Source organism: Paenibacillus rhizoryzae (assembly GCF_059686995.1).
The window spans coordinates 23,740-42,802 of record NZ_JCAALT010000004.1; the positions used below are offsets into that span (position 1 = coordinate 23,740).

Below are 19,063 nucleotides of genomic sequence, written 5' to 3' on the forward strand. Positions count from 1 at the left end.
AGATGTACTCTGCTCGGCTGGCAGAGCACGATTGAAGCGGCAAAGGAGAATAACCGATGAAACCACAGCAATTATTTAACCAATACGGACTTACCGTTACTTATGAGAATGGCGATACTCCAAGTTATGAAACAGCAGGCTGGGTGCAAGGGGATGGCGGCAGCGATGAAATGGGCGCCTATGAAACGTACTTATTGCCTTTCCATGATGCGGAGGAAACAAGCCATTTGACGCTAGAGCTTCGATGTTACGCGCACACCGTGAGTGCATATATGTCCGTTCAATTAAAGCAGGATATCTTCGGCGTTACGCATGCGCTGGCAGCGGATGACGGCATTCTGCTTTCCGTAGGCGAGCCCGTCGGCAGCTTGGAAGGCGTATTGGCCCACTATAATGCGTACAAATGGTGGTGGACCCGGCCTTATATGGCGAAGAGCACAGCTGCTCTCCCCGAGAAAACACAAGCGCTGCTCTGGAAAGCGGCCGGCCGCTACACGCAGCTGTTCCCGCAATGCTCGAATGTGTTTAAGACCACCGCGCGCGGCGATGGCCAAGGGCTGCAATTTGTAATTTCTCCTCTGCTTCGCGGAGTTCGAACCGGTCGCGAGCTGCTGTTTGTCCTGCACGAAGGCGACAGCGCTTATGAAGTTGTGGAGAAAGCCGCTGAAGCGGTATTCCTCGCTCGGCAAGAGCCGGTTCGCCTTCGCGAGTCGAAGCGTTATCCGGAGGTTTTCGAATACTTGGGCTGGTGCACGTGGGATGCGTTCTACCATGATGTTTCGCAGCAAGGCATTGAGGAGAAAGCTAAGGAGCTGAGAGCGAAGCAAGTTCCGGTCAAATGGGTCATGGTTGACGACGGCTGGTCTCCGGTTCGCGAGAAAACGCTCGTCTCATTCGAGGAAGATCGTTCGAAGTTCCCGGATGGACTTGCCGGTACGGTAAGCAGGCTTAAGAACGAATACGGCGTCAAATGGGTTGGTGTCTGGCATGCGTTCACGGGGTATTGGCACGGTGTTGATCCGGAAGGTGAAATCGCCTTTAAACATCGTGACCTGCTGCAAGCTGACACTGCCGGGCGTCTGGTTCCGAGTCCTGATGCAAAGATCGGTTTCGGTTTCTGGAAGCAATGGTATAGCTGGTTGGCCGCACAAGGCATCGACATGCTGAAGGTCGATAGCCAGAGCTCTCTGATCGAATTTGTCAAAGGCCAGCAGCCGCTTGGACAAGCGGCGAAGGGATTACATGAAGCGCTCGAAGCATCGGCATCGCTATACTTTGACGGCCGATTGATCAATTGCATGGGCATGGCGCAGGAGAATGTGTGGAGCCGCGTCAACTCCGCCATTTCGCGCAACAGCGACGACTTCTATCCGTCGAAACCGGAATGGTTCCGCGAGCATGCGCTGCAGAACGCCTACAATTCGTTCTATCACAGCACGCTGTATTGGGGCGATTGGGATATTTGGTGGACATCCCATGAGGATAGCCGGGATCATGCCGTTCTCCGTGCAATTAGCGGCGGCCCCGTTTATGTTAGCGATAAAGTCGGCGAGACCGATGCTGAAGTACTTCGCCCGCTTATTCTGTCTGATGGCCGCATTCTTCGTGCCGACAAGCCGGGCGTACCGACAGAGGACGTACTTCTGGTGAACCCCGTCGAAACCGCGGTGCCGCTCAAAATCATGAGTCGCTCCGGCGATAGCGGGCTGCTCGCATGTTTCCACATTCACAAGGATGCTGCGCCGCTTGAAGGCGAGTTCCGCTTGACGGACATTACTGGGATGGAGGCTGCTGCCGAGTATGCTGTATATTCTCACTTCGGCCGCAGCGCATCGCTGCTGGTAGAGTCGGAGTTGCATCGCTTCACGGTGGAACGCGGTAAGCCGCAGCTGTTCACGGCCGCTCCTTACCGTAGCGGCTTTGCAAGCTTCGGCTTAATCGATAAGTACGTCTCGGCCGCCACCGTCAAATGGATGCTCGCCCAGCCGGATCGCGCAACCGTGCTGCTTCATGAAGGCGGCGTTTACGGCTTCACGTCTAAGTCCGCGCCCGTATCCGCAACTGTGAACGGACAAGCAGCAGAAATCCGCTCCGAACAGGGCTTCTACTCTATCGCCTGCGACTCAAACGCCGCAGAAGTACTCGTCGAAATCCGCTTTGCTTAAAACAGAAGGGCTACCTCACAAAACGCTGCATTTATGCGGCTTGGGAGGCAGCCCTTTTTTGTTTTACTGTTGTTTCCTCGTAAATAGCTATACTACACCGCCAATCCCCGCTAATGTGCGGTATGTGCTACCTCTCTAGTTGCTCGAACTCCGGTTTTCCCACCATATGCGGTATCTGCTACCTCTCTTGTTGCTTGTTCACCGATTTCCCGCCAATCTGCGGTATCCGCTACCTCTCTTGCTGCTCGATTCGCCGTTTTCCATCCGACAGTTCCTGCAGATGTGTTGCACTGGAAGTATTCATGCTCAAAACCACACTATTTCTGCCAATGTGTTGCCCTGGGAGCTACTTCATCTATCCGTGTTTCGCACAACGTAGATCTCTGTATGAGCTACTTTCTCTCATTTCGCCGATTTTTGGCCAATGTAGATCTCTGCGCGAGCTACATTCCCTCGTTTTCCCACATTCCCGCCAATGTAGATCTCTAGGTGAGCTTCTCTGATTTCCCCCTACTTCCACCACTGTGTTGCTCTGGGAGCTACTCTTTCTCTAAATCCACCATACTTCAACTAATGTGTTGCTCTAGGAGCTACTCTTTGATCGTATCCACCAAGTTTAAGGGGAATGTGTTGCTCTGGGAGCTACTCTTTGCTCATCATTTCCACTAGGTTTTGGTGAATGTGTTGCTCTAGTAGCTACTCTTTGCTCATTTCCACCAGGTTTCGGGGGATGTGTTGCTCTAGGAGCTACTCTTTGCTCGTTTCCACCAAGTTTAAGGGGAATGTGTTGCTCTGGGAGCTACTCGTAGCTCCCAACAACAAAAAACACCCGCTAGTCCACGAATCGACTAACGGGCATTCCTTTAGCACTCTATTTGGTTACAGCATCTTTCTTCGCTGCGCCGGTAAGAAATTCGAGCACACGAGGCAGTTTCATGTTCCAGTAGCCCCACTCGTGCAAGCCTGTTTCTTCCTCGTAGGTGAGCTCGATGCCAAGCGATTTGATATGGTTTAAGAAACGGATATTGTCGGCATAGAGGAAGTCTTCCGTGCCGCAGCATTGATACAGCGCCGGGAGCTCTTTGCCGGATTTCGCTGCGACATTCGCAAGGTGGAACAAGTCGTCCTTGTGCTCCTTCGTGCCTGCCACATCACCGAAAATATCGGTGAACTCACTGCCTTCAAACAAGTTCTCGATCGCGCGAATATCCAGCGCGCCGGAGAAACTAGCCGCGGCAGCGTAACGCTCCGGATAGGCAAGCGCCAATTTCATGGCGCCGTAGCCGCCCATCGATAGGCCAGCTGCAAAGGTATCCTCTCTGCGATCCGAAATCGGGAACATCGCTTTAACGATCTTCGGAAGCTCCTCACTCACGTACGTCCAATACTTGCCGCCATGTGCCATATCGGAGTAGAAGCTGCGGTGCACGTTCGGCATGACGACGAACATGCGGTATTTCGAGAGCTGGTACTCCAGCGTCGTTTGGCGAAGCCATGTATTTTCGTTATCGCTTAAACCATGGAGCATGTACAGCACCGGCAGCTTCTCGCCCGGCTGCACGTCCTGCGGCATCACGATCGATACCGAGGAGGTCATCCCCAACACGCTTGAAAAAAAATCCATATGAATGACTGCCATCGTTTCATTCTCCTCCTGTAGCTGCGATAGAATCCGCAATCGTTTCTAAAGGACCTGCGCCTCGTCATAGCGAAGCAATCGAACGCCACCGCTCCTCACGGCTTCGAGCACGCGCGAATCCGTATACATCAAACGCTCCCAGTGGCGATCTTGCGCTACCTTCGTACCCGGATAATCCGAGTTGCCCCAGCTCCGAGTCTCTTCATCGTCATAGCCGGGATGGCCAACGATCAAATATTGTCCCGGCACGGCAAGCTTCAACCGCGCGACGAACTGATCCACCGGATCCCCAGCTCCGATCCCTGCGCTCGCACTGTCACCCGCTCCAGCACCTTCACCAGCATCAGCGCCATTTCCGCCAATCTCAGGCAACCTGCCTACAAAAGGCCGATGACTGATAAGCCCTTCTTGCTCGCACCATGCGTCAAAAGCAGCATCGAGCCCTTTAACCGCCCACTCGAAGAACATATGCGAATCCGCATAGGTAATTTCAAAGCCCGCAGTGCGCAGCTTGTCCAGCTGTGCCTTCATCTCGCCCAGGATCTGCTCGATATCCGGCGGCGCGGCAAGCCACAGGCCCGGATGCTGCATGAAATAACCATCGGCATCGACAAGCGTCGATACTTCCGATGCCGGGAGCAGCGGCTTCCAGCGGAACGTCTCCCATTCCGCATTCATCGTAGCATGAAGACCGAAGCATATGCTCCGGTCTCCGGCAAACAAAGCCGCCGCATGGTCAAGCGCGGCGCCTGTTGCCATCACGGAGACGTTGCGCACGATACCGTGCCTGCAGCTCTCCGCGATCGCTAAGTTATGGGACTCGCTATTGCCGCAATCATCGGCTCTTGTAATTAATGAAACTGTACTGTTCGCCATGAAAGATCCTCGCTTCGCGCTTTGATTTATTCTTTGACAGAACCCATCGTTATCCCCGTGATGAAGTAGCGCTGAAGCAGTGGATAAATAATGAGAATCGGCAGCATCGTTACCGCGATTTTGGCCGAATTCAGGGTCTCGCTCGATACTTTCGTAAGCTGGCTTACGTTCTCTGTTGTGATCTTGGTCGGATCGATCGTAACGACGACCTGCTGCAAATACGTTTGCAGCGGAATCAAGTTGCTCTTCGTAACGTAGATCATCGCGGAGAAGTACTCATTCCATGTCATCACCACGTTGAAGAGCGTAATGGTCGCAAGTACCGGCAGCGAGAGCGGCAAGTAAATGAGAACCAGCTTCCGCCAAGCGCCTGCACCGTCCATACCGGCCGATTCATCCAGCTCTTTGGGCAGGTTGCGGAAGAAGTTCATGACCAGAATCGCATTATACACGTTTACCAGACCCGGTAGAATCAGTACCCAGAAGTTGTTCATCAAACCGAGCGATTTGATCGTCAGGTACGTTGGCACAAGTCCGCCGTTAAACATCATGACGAAGACGAATACCCACATGTAGACATTCCGCGATTTAAACTGTTTCGTTTCACGCGAAAGCGGATAGGACATCAACACCGTAACCAACAAACTAAGTCCAGTATAAAGGAACGTTCGTTTTACCGAAACCCAGAAAGAGAGAAAGAATTGCTTATCCGTAAACACTTTCTGATAGGAACTGATATCAAAGCCTTTCGGCCATAGAAATACTTGTCCAGCCATTGCGAAGGAAGCTTTACTCAGCGACAACGCCAGCGTATGAATAATTGGCGCAACGGACAGAAGCGATACGACTACCATGAACAGCAGCAGCAGCACATCAAATGACCGCGAACCGAGCGTTTTATTTTGAACCATACCCTTTCACCTCGCTTGTATACACTAGAAGATACGATAATTTGCAAAACGATAAGCCATCGTATAAGTCAGAATGACTAGGATGAAGCTCACGCCGGAATTGAGCAGCCCGATCGCGGTTGCCATCTCATACTGGGCGGACATCAGCCCTGAGCGGTACACATAAGTATCAATAATATCGCCGGATTCCATGACCAGTACGTTGTACATGTTGAAGACTTGGTCGAAGCCCGCATTAAGTACGCCATTTAGGCTAAGCGTAGCAAGCAGCGCGATGGTCATCGCAATACCCGGCAATGTAATATTCATTAGTTTTTGGAAACGTCCTGCTCCGTCGATTTCAGCCGCTTCATAGAGCGAAGGGTTGATGTTGGTGAGAGCCGCTAAGTAGATAATCGTAGAGAAACCAAACTCTTTCCATACGTTTGAAGACACGATGATCGTGCGGAACCACTCATTGCTCCCTAGGAACATTTGCGGTTCGAAGCCAAACCAGCTGTGAAGCACCCAGTTAACAGGGCCGCTAAGTGAGAGAACATCCTTCAGAATACCGGCTACGACGACCCATGACAGGAAGTGGGGCAGATAAACGACGGTTTGAACGGTGCGTTTAAACCAGCGCAGTCTAATTTCATTGAGCATCAGCGCGAATACGACCGGCACAATAATGAGGGTAATGATTTTACCGAACGAAATAATTAAGGTGTTGCGCAAAATCGTGGCACTTTCCGGATTGTCGAGCACGAAGAGAAAATGCTTGAAGCCTGCCCATGGCGAGCCCCAGATTCCTTTAGTAGGCACAAAATCTTTGAATGCCAATACGATACCTGACATCGGATAGATTTGAAAAATCAAGACCAATGCGAGTGCCGGCAACAGCATGATATGAAAATGTATGGATTCCTTCTGCCACAGCTTTGCCATCTCTATAATCCTCCCATCACGCTTAGGAAACGAAAGGCGTTAACCGTGAGGATTAACGCCTTTCATTCTCCATCCGCTTGAACTAACCTTAATGCGTTTTTGTATATTCTGCGTTTACTTCTTCCGTGATCTTCTCGCCGCCAAGCTTCTTCCACTGCGTTACGAAGTTGTCGAACTCCGAAATATCTTTCTTGCCCATGATGATTTCGAGGAACACTTTCGTTTGCAGATCCGTAAGCGTCGTGTTGCTTTGCTCCATGGTTGGCGTTGTGCCGGTGAATTCGTTGAATACGTTGTTAAGCTTGTTATGCGATACTACGCCGTTACCTTCCATCCAAGCCAGGAACGTCTTGTAGTTGTTCAGATCTTTCTTCGGATTGTCCTTCTCGGATTTCACTTGATCGAAGATCGGTTTCTCCGCGATATCCAGAATATCCGCTTGTGCTGTACCTGCGAAAATCTCATCGAATTTCTTAACCGTACGAGCTGTTGTATCCGGGAATGCAGGGGAAATTTGCGCGTTCAGCCCCCATTGGTTTCTTGTCGAATCGCTTGCTTTGTAGATGCCTGTCGTTTCAAGCTCAAGCAGCTCCGGAATTTTCTTCGTCGAGTTTGCTTTCATCGTGTTCATGATTTTCACGGCAAGCTCCGGGTGTGCAAAGCCTTTCTTAACAACCATGAAGGAGTTGGAGTAGAACTCGTTCCCTACGTTAACATGGTCGCCCGTTAGAATCGGATAAGCTTTCCATTCGCCTTTAGGGTTGTTGTCGATTGCACCGCCGATTGGCCAGTACGGGTTCCACCACATGCCCATCATCATACCTGCACGGTCGCTAACCAGGAATTCCGCTGTCTTGTTACCGTCACGAAGCGCGAATTCGCTGTCGATCGAGCCGTCTTTGTACATTTGCGCCAGTTTGCCAAGCGCTGTTTTCATTTCAGGCGTTGTGGAACCGTACACGAGTTTGCCGGAAGCGTCTTTGACCCACATGTTCGGGAACGCGTTCTCTGCCCATACGAAACCTGTCAAAGTAAACGGATCGTTGTTGAACAATTGAGCGCCTTGTACAGCAAGACCAAGTGTATCGGCTTTACCGTTGCCGTCCGGATCTTGTTCTTTGAACGCTTTGGCAACTGCCATCAGCTCATCCGTCGTTGTAGGAGCTTTCAATTGCAGCTTGTCCAGCCAATCTTGGCGAATCCAAACCATCTGCGCGTTGTTCATATCGTTAACGCTTGGCAGGCCGTACAGCTTGCCATCGAACGATGCGTTCTCTAGCGCTTTGTTGTCAACCGACGCATTAACTTCTTTAACCGCGTCGCTAGCGTATTGGTCATAAACCGTTGTCAGGTCTTCAAGCATGCCTGCATCGTACATACGCTTCAGCAACGTTTTAGCTGGCGTCTTGTCGATGTTCTCCACTACGAAGATGTCCGGCAGATCGTTACTTGCGATCATCAGGTTGAATTTATTGGAGTATGCCGATCCATTCGCTTCCCAAAGCGGCGTGGATTTTACGTTAAGCGATGTTTCCAGGTAGGACTTGTATTTATTGTTTTCGAAGGATTCGCCTTCAGGGAACTTCTTTGCTGCCTCAGGGTTGTTGTTCACGATTGTCGTGAACTCAACGGTTTCTGCGTATTTACCAAACGGATCCGCTTTCTCTACCGGCGTGTTTGCCGGCGCGTCTGCTTGTGTGTTATTCGAGTTGTTCGAGTTTGCGGTCTCGTTTGTTTTATCTCCGCAAGCGGTTACAACAAGCATTAATGCTACTGCCGACAACAATGCTGCCTTTTTCAATGCTACCCCTTCTTTCGGCTGTTTAATGTTATTTGGTACATGACCATCATACCGCTTCATCAAGCCGAATCGTGAGAGAATCGGGACTTATGCATGGGAGAAGAACGTCTGCCCATCGGGCATCATTGTCGACGCCAGACGACTTTTTTCTCACCTGCATTCGTTTTTTTTCTACCTTACCGCCGTAATTGACGTTCTCTGAACTCCGATGGCACCATGCCGGTTTGCAGCCTGAATATCTTACTGAAGTACTTCTCATCTTGGAAACCCGTTTTCTCCGCGATCCAATAGATCGGCATATCTGCATGCTGAACCAGCATATGCTTGGCTTTCTCCAGCCGCGCTTCCTTAACCGCTTCATGGAACGACTTGCCGATGATCTCTTTGAAAATCGTACTGAAATAGCTCTGGCTGAGATTCACTTTGGCGGAAAGTTCTGTCCGATTGGCGCTTTCACCGGAATCGGTATGCAGCATCTCAAGTGCTCGCATGATTGCGATAAAGACATCATTCGAGAATCCACGGCTTCTCGCATACCCCGTAATGCTGCTTGAAGCCTGCTCGAACCAGCGCTGCCATTCGGCAAGCGTGGTAAAAGCCGCCGTAGCCGTTCGCCAATTCGGCCACAGTCGATTGTTAACGGCCAGCAAGTCCCAAGCCGCTGCGAGCTCCTCGAACATCGCTACGACACTGCGATAGGAAGGCTTGTTGTCGCGGATGGACTGCATCAATTCCTCGAATTCCTTCTTATCGAACAACCAGCGCTGATTGCGCCATGCTTGCTTACTATCAGAAGGCACAACCATAGTGCTTGGCTTCTCTCCTGTGAGCTCGGAAAGGGAAACGGTATATTCATCGTTTGCATAGGACTCGTAAAACATGCGTTCCTTCAGCATAGGAAGCCAATCCGAGGTTCTAGGCTTATCCGGCCAATTCGTTACGCGTGCGTAACAAAGCTTGTCCGCTTCCCCCTCACTTTCCATTCGAGAAAGCAGCTCATCGATTTCGGAGCTTGTTTTGCCGGGAACCATCCAGATCGAATCTTGAATGTGGACTGCGCCTTCCAATCCTGCCGGACGAACTTGTGACGCGCCATGCTCCGGTACGATTACGACGAGAGACTGCCGTGACTCAAGCTGCTTTGCTTGACCGGCTGCTTCAGCCAGTCCTCCTTGTGCTTGCTCCGCAACAATTCGCTCCGATATGCGCAGCAGCATTTCTTCCAGTACATTGTCGGCGATATCGGTCTTCACGACATAATCGATCGCGCCTAAGCGCATTGCATCCTGCAAGAAATGAAAATCCTGATGGCAGGTCAGCACGACGGTCCGTACCGCCGGGTGACGCTCCTTCACAATGCGCATCAATTCGAATCCGTCCATGACCGGCATCGTCAAATCGGTCAACAGCAGGTCGATCGGCACCCGATCTATAATGTCGAGCGCACTCTCCCCATTGTCCGCCTCCGCAACGATTTCAAAGCCGCATTCCTTCCACGGAACGGTAAAGACCAGTCCTTTGCGCACCAAATGCTCATCATCTACGATCAATGTCCTAATCATCCCACACCTCCTTCACTGTGATCGGCAGCCGCAGCCGCATTTCCGTACCCACTCCGATCGTGCTTGTAACCTCGAGTCCATACGGATCACCGTAATACATTTTCACAATATTGTTTACAAAATTAAGCCCAATCCCAAGCCCGACCTTACGGCGGTTAGGGTCATTGGAATGAAACAGCGTCTCGATTACCTCCTCCGACATCCCTTCCCCATTGTCCTTCACGCTGATGAACAGATGCTCTTCATCTACCCTGCTGACACGAACGATAATGGTGCCATCCTTCTGCTTGAACCCATGATAGAGGGCATTCTCGACAAGCGGCTGCAAAATAAACCGAGGCATTTCAACCGTGCTTGTCCCTTCCTCGAGTTCAATCTCCACATTGAATTGATGATTGTAACGGATTTGCTGCAGCTCCATGTAGTCTTTGACCGTCTGGATTTCATCGCCGACAGTGACGATCTTGCCTTCCTTGCCCAGATTGTAATTAAGCACGCGTGTAAAGATCATGAGCAGCCGGACGATCTCGTCCTGGCCGTTAATCCGAGCAAGCCACTGAGCCGTGTTAAGCGTGTTATGGATAAAATGGGGATTCATCTGATACATGAGCTTCTCCACTTCAAGCTGTCTTTTCCGTGATTCCTTCTGTTCAATCTCAGACATCAGTCCCCGAATGCGCTGACGCATTTCGTAGAAGTGATACAGCAGCTCGTCAAATTCCTTCATATGCAGCGATACCGGCGGTTCATTGAACCGATTCTCGCCCAGCATCTTGAACTGTTTGCGAATCCGCTGCAGCGGACCATAGATCATGCTCCAGATGATCCAACCGATGACTAAACCGATGACAAGCGAGAGAACACCAACGGCTGCGAAGCGCTTCAGCCAAGCGTTCATTTCTTTATGGTAATCGTCGCGGTCGATCACGACGGCAACTTTGATCCCATAATTGCTTGAGGTCTCGAAGAAAACGAACTTATCCCCGAGCCGATCTTTGAGTGAAGTGATATCGGCACCAATCGGGAACTCGGTGTCCTCTTGGCTGTTATAGATAATGCGGCCTTTCGCGTCCAGCATCAAGTGCCGGACCGGCATCCCGTACGGGTCATTGTTGAACAGACTCGTGATCGCGGAAACGTTCGTTTCGATATAGACATAGATCGGCACCGTGTTCTTCTCGCCGGAGCTGGTTTCCGTTTGCCGCATGATCGAGAAGACGGAATTGCGGCTATTCGTATACAGCGTGCGATGCGGGCCGTGAATCGTATAATTGCTCGTATTCTGATTAATTTTCGCGAAGTCGTTAATGTCGAGCTTCGGGTTGATATACAAATTCTCAAACAGGAATTCCTTGGTATCGGGCAAATAATAAGTCGTCAAACCAAGCAGCGGATTGGTGTAATTAATCAGGGAAATGTAATTCTCGATTTCCTCCGCCAAATCTTTGCGATCAAGGGGATCGGGTGTAGTCAGGTAGCTCTTAAGGTCTTTACCGACCTTTCCTTCGAAGGCGAGCTGGCGCGAGGAGTAATCCAAGTTGCTTAAGATGGACTCAATCCCCTTGCGTTCTTGCTCCAGACTTTTCTCGACCCCCTTCTCCACCTTGTTCTGAAGCACGTTGTAGATGCCAAAGAATGAGATGAGTCCGATTAAGGTGAGCGGAATAATAACGGACAGCGCCAGCATGGCGAACAGCCGGTGCTTCAGTGTATAAGGCAGTAGATCAAGCTTGCCTTTCGAGCTTCGAAATGCCATAACATCCTCCTTCAAATAAGAAAACCTCCATGCACGCAAAGCATCAGCTTTACGAACAAGGAGGTGAGGATGAGCTTACGGTTGATCTGCTCTGCCATGGCTGCTTGAAGGGGCTCCTGATGCTTCAACTATTTTACATCTAGTTCATGCATAGAACAACTCCGGCATTTTCGGTAATAAAAGTATTTGCAGGGAATGAATTATGTATTCTCGTGTTCCTCTGCGTATGGGCTAGTTTAGGCTGCTTCCGGCTTTCTGCTTCACGTTCCTCTTTCCAGTCGCCGGCAGGCTGATGCCGATCAGTCCCATAAACATCAGACATGCGCCAACGAGTTGGCCGGGATAAACGTGCTCCCGGAAAAACAACACGCCGGACAAGGCTGCCGCAAGCGGCGTCAAATACCGATAAAAGCTTGCCGTCGCTGCGCCGATCTGAGGCATTGCTTTGTTCCACAGCAGGAAGCATAGGATCGTGATGACGAAAATATTGCATGCGAGTGCCCCAATCGTGGACCAGCCCATGCCTGTCCAATCGGTTGCTCCCCAAGCCTCAGTTGTAAAAGGCAGCATAAACAGTGTGCCGAAGCTGAACATCCAAGTGGTCATCCGCAGCGCCGAATATTTCTTGAGGATTGGGATGCAAGCAGCCGAGTAGAAACCACCGCAGATACTAACGGCGAAAGCGAGCAAATTGCCCAGCAGCAAATCCGAATCAAGAGAGAAGCTGCCTCCGGCCAAGATGACCAGAATGACGCCCAGCATCGATACAAATCCGTAACCGAGCAGCGAACGTCTGATTCGCTCCTTCGTAAAAAGCGGTGCAAAGATCGCCGCGAAGATCGGCCAAGGTGCGATGCTAAGGATAGAAGAATTCGCCAGCGTCGTATAGTCGATGGATACAACGACGAAACTCTCCAGCATCGTTGTGCCAATCAGTCCGAGGGCAATGAATTTCCACAGATCGCTTGGGTTAATGCCTACGCTGCCTTCTTTCCATCTGAGCAGGCCGAACATCAGTAATGCGGATACGCCGAAGCGCAGCACTAAGAAAAGCATCGGATCGAGCGACTCCAAACCTACCCGAACGACAGCATAATTCAGTCCCCAAAGAAATGCGATAACACCGAGTAGAAAGTATGCGCTCACGCCTTGTTTTACAAGAGGAGCGTGTGCCGCCTTTGAAGGTTTCAACCGCTTCATCTCTCCCGTCGCCAATAGTCCCACTTATTGTAAGTCAATCTCTCCTCCCCTGCCAATGTCAAAAGCAAAGAGGAGATTGCCGGCTATAACTGCTCAGCAATCTCCTCTTCTGGTGAACTCCGTGATGAATAATCCTGGCGCGGCTTCCACGTCTCGGGCTTCCTCGAAACCGAGCTTCGTGTACAGTCGCTTCGCCGGCGCGTTCGCGGCCCCCGTTGCTACAAGGAACGAGTTTGCCCGATCCCGGTGGGATTCCAGGACGAACTGTACCAGCTTTTCACCGATCCCTCTGCGAAAAAAATTCGGATGGACAACGAGTCGATGAATATCGACAACGCGGCCGTCCTCCTCTAATTTGTAGGAAATCGCTCCGGCCAATTCGCCATCGAGGTAACAGCCGAAGAAAATTTCTTGGCATTTCCCAAGCTTTTCTACCGTGTCATGAAGCCCCGGAATACCATCGAAGCCGATAAGCTCGGCCTCGATTCGGTACGAAGGCAGCTGAACATCTAGCAGCTGCCGGGCAACCGACGGATCCGTCAGATCAAGCTGCTTGATCATACCGTCGCTTCCATCACGCTTTCTTGTGCTCCCGCTTCGTCATCCTTCTTCGTTACAAGCACTTCCTTCTTCAAGAACCAGCAGATCAGGAAGGACACGATAGCAAGAACGAATGAGATCCAGTAAAGGTGCGTAAACGCGTCAGCGAAGACGATTTTGATTTGATCGAGCAGTGTTGGATCGATATCTTTGGGAATCGCGCCTGTCGAGATGTCGCCCAGCTTCGCCGCTTGATCTGCCGTCATGGAACCAGATAAGCCTTTCAGTCCGGACGTCACATTAGCCGCAAGTACGGAGCCGAACAAGCTGAAACCGATTGTCATCCCGATGGATTGGAAGAGCGTGATCGACGATAATGCGATACCGCTGTTCTCTTTCTCAACCGATTCCTGAACAATCAGCTGATTGCCGAACAAAGTACCGAAACCAAGTCCTAGAATGATGAAGTAAATGACGAAAATATAAATCGGCGTATCGACATGTGTTGTCGACAACAGATAGAAGCCGATGACCGGAAGAATAAATGAAATGCCATAGATGTTCCGGTATGGAAATTTGGTCATCATCCGACCTGCAACCACACTTGCTGCGATTGCGCCTACCATAAGTGGAAGTGTCAGGTAGCCCGCTGCCGTTGGCGTCAGCCCGAGCACATTTTGCGCGAAGAATGGGAACGAAGAAAGTGCGCCCATTACGGCAAGAACGAAGACGAATACGAGCGATGACAGCACAACGAAATTGCGGTTTTTGAAGAGGTGTAGCGGCAGGATCGGCTCTTTCACCTTGGATTCCACGAAGACGAATAAGGCGAGCAACAGCAATCCGACTGCCATGAGGCTGAGCATTACAGGCTCCGTCCAAGCATAGCCCTCTGTCTGATGCAGCACCGGAGTGAGCAGCAGACTGACTAACGCGGCTACAAGGAGTATGGCACCGAACCAGTCGACACTTACTTTGCGCTCCACCTTCGTCTCTTGGAGTCCAAGCGATAAGATAATTGCAGCTAATACGCCAACCGGAATATTAACGAGGAAGATCCAGTGCCATGAGATATGCTGGGCAAAATATCCGCCGACAAGCGGTCCGAGCAGCTGCGGGATAAACATGACAGCACCGAATATCCCTTGAATCTTGGCCCTTTGTTCAACCGGGAACGTATCGCCGAAGATGACCATCGCAAGCGGCATGAGTCCCCCTGCACCAATCCCTTGGATCCCCCGTCCGATGAGCAGCACCTCCATTGAAGGTGCCAGACCGCTAATAATGGAGCCTCCGATAAATAAGCCCATGCTTAGAATGTAAATTTTCTTGCGTCCGTACAAATCGGCCAGCTTGCCGAGTACAGCCATAAAAGAAGTCATGGCCAGCATATAAACGCCGCCAACCCAGCCATACAGCGCTAAGCCGCCCAGATCGCGGATAATCGTGGGCATCGCCGTCGAAACAACCGTTTCGTCAAGCTCTGCGAAGATGACCCCGATCATCAACCCGATCAATATTAATGTTTTATTGCTTTCTTTCTGCTTCAAACCGTAACCCCCCTTTTCTTGATGCCTTTGTTCATCGTAAACCATCTTTGTGAACGGAATATTAACAAAAGACACCCGTTCATTATACAACAAAGAATGACCGGCCTCCTCCTCCCTGCGAAGGATGTTCCGGTCATTCTCTAGGTTACCGCTTTATGATTTCGAATATAGCGTTGGGAAAAATTCTTCGTTGTCGAATTTCATTCCGGGAACCGGGCGCGCACTTAGGTGAATCAGATTTGGGTGACGCTGACTGTGCTCACGGAAGTACGTATTGCCTGGCATCAAATGCGCGACAACGGAAAGTCTTGGGTCTGGGGAGTAGTTCGTTCCCGAGCCATGGAACGTAAGCGCATGGTGGAAGCTCGCCTGCCCGGCTTTCAGAATACAAGGCTCCTCCACCCAATCCCTCGTGGCAAACTTCGCCTTCAGCTTGCCCATATCTTGCTCGAAGAAAGTGTCGCTGCCTTCTACGGCGCCCCATTTATGCGAGCCGAGAATCGTCATCATCCCGCCGTTCGTCAGATCCGTATCTTGCAAAGCGATCCAGACGGTACACATATTAGCCGTGCTGCTGCAGCGCCAGTAACCGTAGTCTTGATGCCAGCCTACATTGCCTGCCGATGTTTCCTGGCCGGCTGTACCCGGTTTGTAGATAACCTGATCATGCCACAAACGGATGGATTCCTCGTCCAGCAGCTCAGCTGCCATTTTACCTAAATTACGGTCGGTTACGACGGAGCGGACCTCATCGTTAATCCACCAGCCATTATCGAATTTACGCAATGCAAACGGATTGTCCGTTGGGTGGTAATGGTGCATCGGAAGGCCGTAGCCGTCATATTTTCTGCTCCATACTCGCTCATGCGCATCACGAAGCCGTGCAATTGTATCATCATCGATCAGCTTTGGGCTGATCCAGTAGCCATCGGTATTAAAGCGTTGTCTATCCTCTTCGGTAATGTTGTAATCGATAACTGCCATTACGTAAGACACCTCTTTCACTCTCATCAATATAAGTTAAGTGTAACTGCTTTCATTGTAGAGCAAGGCAGCTATCGTTGACTTCCGAAAACCTATCAAATAGGATTAGAAACATAAGAGATAATTAGACACGAATGGAGCTGCAATTCCATATGGCTAGAGGCAGAAACGATGCGGTTCGCTGGGAGATCAACAACCACGCCGCGAATCGTACAGCAGACTTTCCTGAGTTAATGATGCTGGGCTATGACCGCTTCCAAGAAGCCTCTCCCTTATCGGACCATCAGCATGACGGCTGCTACGAATTTGTGTATGTCGAGAATGGCCGCGTGACCTGGGAAGTCGATGGCGATTATTATCCCTCGATCACGGGACAGGTCTTCCATACCCGCCCAGGGGAATGGCATCGGGCACGGCTGAATTTCATTGAACCCTGCAGCATCTGGTGGTTCATCTTACGCGATCCCGCGGACTACCCGGATTGGCTGTCGTTACGCGATGAAGACCGCCTGCAAATTCATAAGGCCTTGCTGCAGCTGCCCCGCATTGTTTCGGTAGACAGCCGTGTCCGCGAGCAGTTCTACAAACTACGCAGTCTGCTGATGGAAGAAGACAGCGCAGCGTTTCGCGTGCGTCATCATCTGGTTGATATCCTGCTGCATCTGCTCTATCCGCCCGCTGCAGCCCGTCAACTCCCGCTCGATCTGAAGGAAACGATGCTCGCGCTTACCGCCCAGATCGACGCTGCGCCGGAGCGTCGCTGGAGCAACAAGGAGCTCGCCGCGCTCGCAGGCGTCAGCGAATCGCACTTCTATCGGCTGTTTCACAATTTGCACGGCCAATCGCCGGCTAATTATATCGACCGGATCCGAATCAACCGAGCCTGCGAGCTTCTTCGGCAGCCCGGCGCCAACGTGACGGCGGTTGCGCTTGACCTAGGTTATAAGACCAGTCAGCATTTTGCGACGGTGTTTAAGAAATATATTGGGGTGTCGCCTTCCAGCTGGCGCTCGTCATCCTAATGAGGAGTCAAGGAGTCTCGTCTCGTGATCTGCATGTGGAAAATTCCGGGCACTCCCTCGATCAGCCGTAATCAAGTATAATAAAAGCTTACTGCGTTTATTTCAACAAGGAAAAAACAGGAGAACACTTCTATGCGCATACTTAATCAATACCCGAAGGAAATCAAAGTTTTTCTCGCAGCCAGTTTGATCAATGCCATCGGAAGCGCGCTGATGTGGCCGCTTGTGACGATGTTTGTCTTCGATGAACTCGGACGCAGCATGACCGATGCCGGATTCGTCATTCTTATTCAATCGATCGGCGGTATCGCCGGACAGCTGCTCGGCGGCGCGCTTTACCACAAAGTTGGCGTGAAGAAGCTGATCATCGGCGCACTCGCACTCAACGCGACCGGGTTGCTGCTGCTGCCTGTTCTCAGCCATAATTGGCCTGTTTTTATCGCGATGATGGGTCTGATCGGACTGTTCAACGCGCTGTCGATGCCGGCCATTCAAGCGTTCATTGGCTTCCGCTTCGCGGATCAACGCGGTGAGCTGTTCAACATCGTCTACGTCGCCAACAATATCGGAGTCGCGATTGGGACAGCACTCAGCGGTTTCCTTGCCGATATCTCCTATTCGCTCAGCTTCTCGATGAATGGCGTAACGTCGGCCGTATTCGCCATCTTCTTCCTGTTCTATTTGAAGCAAGTTGGCACGGGCAGCGATACAGGTGCGGTGAAGATGAAGCGGCTATCCCCTCAAAATGAAAGTGCCTGGGCGCTGCTCCTCGACGTTCGAGTCTACTTATTCATGGCGGTTGGCGCCATGCTGCTCAATCTGGGCAACAGCATTTGGAATACCGGCGTCTCGCCGTTCATCATCAGCGAAGGACTTCCGAAGCAAATGTTCGGCTATCTGTGGACGTTGAATGGCGTACTCATCTTCGTCGCACAGCCGCTGATCAGCTTGATCAAACGCCTGGTAGCCCAAACGATTACGGCTCAGCTCACGGCAAGCGCGCTGTTCTATTTATCCGGATATGCCGCCATTCTCATGTTTCACAGCTTTCCGGGCATGGTCTTCGGCATGGTGCTTACCACCTTCGGCGAGATGCTGATCGCGCCTGCAATTCCCGCATTCCTCAGTGAGAACGGCGGCAAACAAGCTCCATTCTACCTCGGACTTGCCGGCGGCATCGGCTCCGCGGGGCGTGTCCTCGGTCCATACATGATGGGCCATCTGTACGATATCGGCCAACTGACGCCGGTAGCTTGGCTGGCTGTTATTACAGCGACTGCATCCGCGCTGTTCTTCGTTATACATTCGCTGGTCAACCAGCGATGGATGAAGAAACAAGCAGCTGCGATGCAGCAAAAAACAGCTACAGTAACCCATTAAAAGTTAGAAGCTGAGAACACGGCTATCCGTGCGCTCAGCTTCTTTTAGTTTGTTCTGAAATCGCTGCCCCTAAGTCACATAAACTAACCATCTGTACCACCTTCACACCGCCTCCTCCTCGCACAAACCACATAAGAGCACATAGTAAACCAACTCCATTACGTATTCACGCACTAACCACTTACCGTTTCCCCTTCGAAAAACCTAACGAGCCGTAGAACCTTAATTAACCGAGTTAGTTTCCAGCTGAGAGTTCCATTTGGAGATTTTCAGCTGCCGGAACGGGGGATTGGGGGTTAGTTTGGACGCTGAGAGTTCCAATTCAGTACTCTCAGTTATAATTTAGGTTGGTTTTCGTGCTGAGAGTTCCATTTGGAGACTTTCAGCTACCGGAACGGGGGATTGGGGGTTAGTTTGGACGCTGAGAGTTCTATTTCCGTACTCTCAGTTATAGTTAAGCTAGGTTTTCGTGCTGAGAGTTCCATTTGGAGACTTTCTGCTACCGGAACGGGGGATTGGGGGTTAGTTTGGACGCTGAGAGTTCCAATTCAGTACTCTCAGTTATAATTTAGGTTGGTTTTCGTGCTGAGAGTTCCATTTGGAGACTTTCAGCTGCCGGAACGGGGGATTGGGGGGTTAGTTTGGACGCTGAGAGTTCATTTGGTGTCTTTCAGCTGCCTGCCTCCGACTTCTAACGAACCGTAGAGGTCTTATTTACCCGAATTAGCGAACTTTGAGATTCTAACGAACTGT

At 51.1% G+C, this 19,063-nt stretch carries 14 protein-coding genes; 3 read left to right on the forward strand and 11 right to left on the reverse strand.

The genetic code is table 11. The annotated features are described in order from the left end of the window. Window positions 1–56 precede the first annotated feature (56 nt). Entirely contained in the window at window positions 57–2,165 is a 2,109-nt protein-coding gene (locus tag AC6ESO_RS12780; RefSeq protein WP_497091664.1) for a Sip1-related alpha-galactosidase, read from the forward strand. 871 nt (window positions 2,166–3,036) lie between these two features. Here the strand turns inward: AC6ESO_RS12780 and AC6ESO_RS12785 are convergent. The 11 genes from AC6ESO_RS12785 to AC6ESO_RS12835 form a co-directional block, all read right to left on the reverse strand. Continuing rightward, the gene (locus AC6ESO_RS12785; RefSeq protein WP_497091665.1) at window positions 3,037–3,804 is read right to left on the reverse strand and encodes an alpha/beta hydrolase; all 768 of its coding nucleotides are present in this window, start codon (window positions 3,802–3,804) and stop codon (window positions 3,037–3,039) included. A 45-nt stretch (window positions 3,805–3,849) separates the two neighbouring features. Further along, complete coding sequence (locus AC6ESO_RS12790) at window positions 3,850–4,680, reverse strand: ChbG/HpnK family deacetylase (RefSeq protein WP_497091666.1); 831 nt, start codon at window positions 4,678–4,680, stop codon at window positions 3,850–3,852. 26 nt (window positions 4,681–4,706) lie between these two features. Then, the gene (locus AC6ESO_RS12795; protein WP_497091667.1) at window positions 4,707–5,591 is read right to left on the reverse strand and encodes a carbohydrate ABC transporter permease; all 885 of its coding nucleotides are present in this window, start codon (window positions 5,589–5,591) and stop codon (window positions 4,707–4,709) included. Between the two features lie 24 nt (window positions 5,592–5,615). Then, window positions 5,616–6,515, reverse strand: a complete 900-nt coding sequence (locus tag AC6ESO_RS12800) for an ABC transporter permease subunit (RefSeq protein ID WP_494820422.1) — start codon at window positions 6,513–6,515, stop codon at window positions 5,616–5,618. Window positions 6,516–6,603: 88 nt separating this feature from the next. Then, entirely contained in the window at window positions 6,604–8,316 is a 1,713-nt protein-coding gene (locus AC6ESO_RS12805; RefSeq protein WP_497091668.1) for an extracellular solute-binding protein, read from the reverse strand. Between the two features lie 176 nt (window positions 8,317–8,492). Beyond that, entirely contained in the window at window positions 8,493–9,878 is a 1,386-nt protein-coding gene (locus tag AC6ESO_RS12810) for a response regulator (protein ID WP_497091669.1), read from the reverse strand. After that, complete coding sequence (locus AC6ESO_RS12815; RefSeq protein WP_497091670.1) at window positions 9,871–11,634, reverse strand: sensor histidine kinase; 1,764 nt, start codon at window positions 11,632–11,634, stop codon at window positions 9,871–9,873. The genes AC6ESO_RS12810 and AC6ESO_RS12815 overlap by 8 nt, the downstream gene beginning before the upstream one ends. A gap of 231 nt (window positions 11,635–11,865) precedes the next feature. Beyond that, window positions 11,866–12,825 carry a DMT family transporter gene (locus AC6ESO_RS12820; protein WP_497091671.1) on the reverse strand — a complete coding sequence of 320 codons (960 nt, stop codon included), beginning with the start codon at window positions 12,823–12,825 and terminating at the stop codon, window positions 11,866–11,868. A gap of 102 nt (window positions 12,826–12,927) precedes the next feature. Beyond that, window positions 12,928–13,395, reverse strand: a complete 468-nt coding sequence (locus AC6ESO_RS12825; RefSeq protein ID WP_497091672.1) for a GNAT family N-acetyltransferase — start codon at window positions 13,393–13,395, stop codon at window positions 12,928–12,930. Next, on the reverse strand, window positions 13,392–14,924 hold the full coding sequence (locus tag AC6ESO_RS12830; protein ID WP_497091673.1) for an MDR family MFS transporter: 1,533 nt from the start codon (window positions 14,922–14,924) through the stop codon (window positions 13,392–13,394). The genes AC6ESO_RS12825 and AC6ESO_RS12830 overlap by 4 nt, the downstream gene beginning before the upstream one ends. 153 nt (window positions 14,925–15,077) lie before the next feature. After that, complete coding sequence (locus AC6ESO_RS12835; protein WP_497091674.1) at window positions 15,078–15,908, reverse strand: phytanoyl-CoA dioxygenase family protein; 831 nt, start codon at window positions 15,906–15,908, stop codon at window positions 15,078–15,080. Window positions 15,909–16,060: 152 nt separating this feature from the next. Between AC6ESO_RS12835 and AC6ESO_RS12840 the strand changes: the two genes are divergently transcribed. Next, window positions 16,061–16,930 carry a helix-turn-helix transcriptional regulator gene (locus AC6ESO_RS12840; RefSeq protein WP_497091675.1) on the forward strand — a complete coding sequence of 290 codons (870 nt, stop codon included), beginning with the start codon at window positions 16,061–16,063 and terminating at the stop codon, window positions 16,928–16,930. Between the two features lie 132 nt (window positions 16,931–17,062). After that, window positions 17,063–18,310, forward strand: coding sequence for an MFS transporter (locus AC6ESO_RS12845; protein WP_497091676.1), 1,248 nt, complete (start codon window positions 17,063–17,065; stop codon window positions 18,308–18,310). Window positions 18,311–19,063 lie beyond the last annotated feature (753 nt).

Coding starts and splice junctions, on each gene's coding strand:
- AC6ESO_RS12800 (WP_494820422.1), bottom strand. CDS start 6,515: ATGGCAAAGCTGTGGCAGAAGGAATCCATACATTTTCATATCATGCTG.
- AC6ESO_RS12815 (WP_497091670.1), bottom strand. CDS start 11,634: ATGGCATTTCGAAGCTCGAAAGGCAAGCTTGATCTACTGCCTTATACA.
- AC6ESO_RS12835 (WP_497091674.1), bottom strand. CDS start 15,908: ATGGCAGTTATCGATTACAACATTACCGAAGAGGATAGACAACGCTTT.
- AC6ESO_RS12845 (WP_497091676.1), top strand. CDS start 17,063: ATGCGCATACTTAATCAATACCCGAAGGAAATCAAAGTTTTTCTCGCA.
- AC6ESO_RS12790 (WP_497091666.1), bottom strand. CDS start 4,680: ATGGCGAACAGTACAGTTTCATTAATTACAAGAGCCGATGATTGCGGC.
- AC6ESO_RS12825 (WP_497091672.1), bottom strand. CDS start 13,395: ATGATCAAGCAGCTTGATCTGACGGATCCGTCGGTTGCCCGGCAGCTG.
- AC6ESO_RS12840 (WP_497091675.1), top strand. CDS start 16,061: ATGGCTAGAGGCAGAAACGATGCGGTTCGCTGGGAGATCAACAACCAC.
- AC6ESO_RS12785 (WP_497091665.1), bottom strand. CDS start 3,804: ATGGCAGTCATTCATATGGATTTTTTTTCAAGCGTGTTGGGGATGACC.
- AC6ESO_RS12795 (WP_497091667.1), bottom strand. CDS start 5,591: ATGGTTCAAAATAAAACGCTCGGTTCGCGGTCATTTGATGTGCTGCTG.
- AC6ESO_RS12780 (WP_497091664.1), top strand. CDS start 57: ATGAAACCACAGCAATTATTTAACCAATACGGACTTACCGTTACTTAT.
- AC6ESO_RS12810 (WP_497091669.1), bottom strand. CDS start 9,878: ATGATTAGGACATTGATCGTAGATGATGAGCATTTGGTGCGCAAAGGA.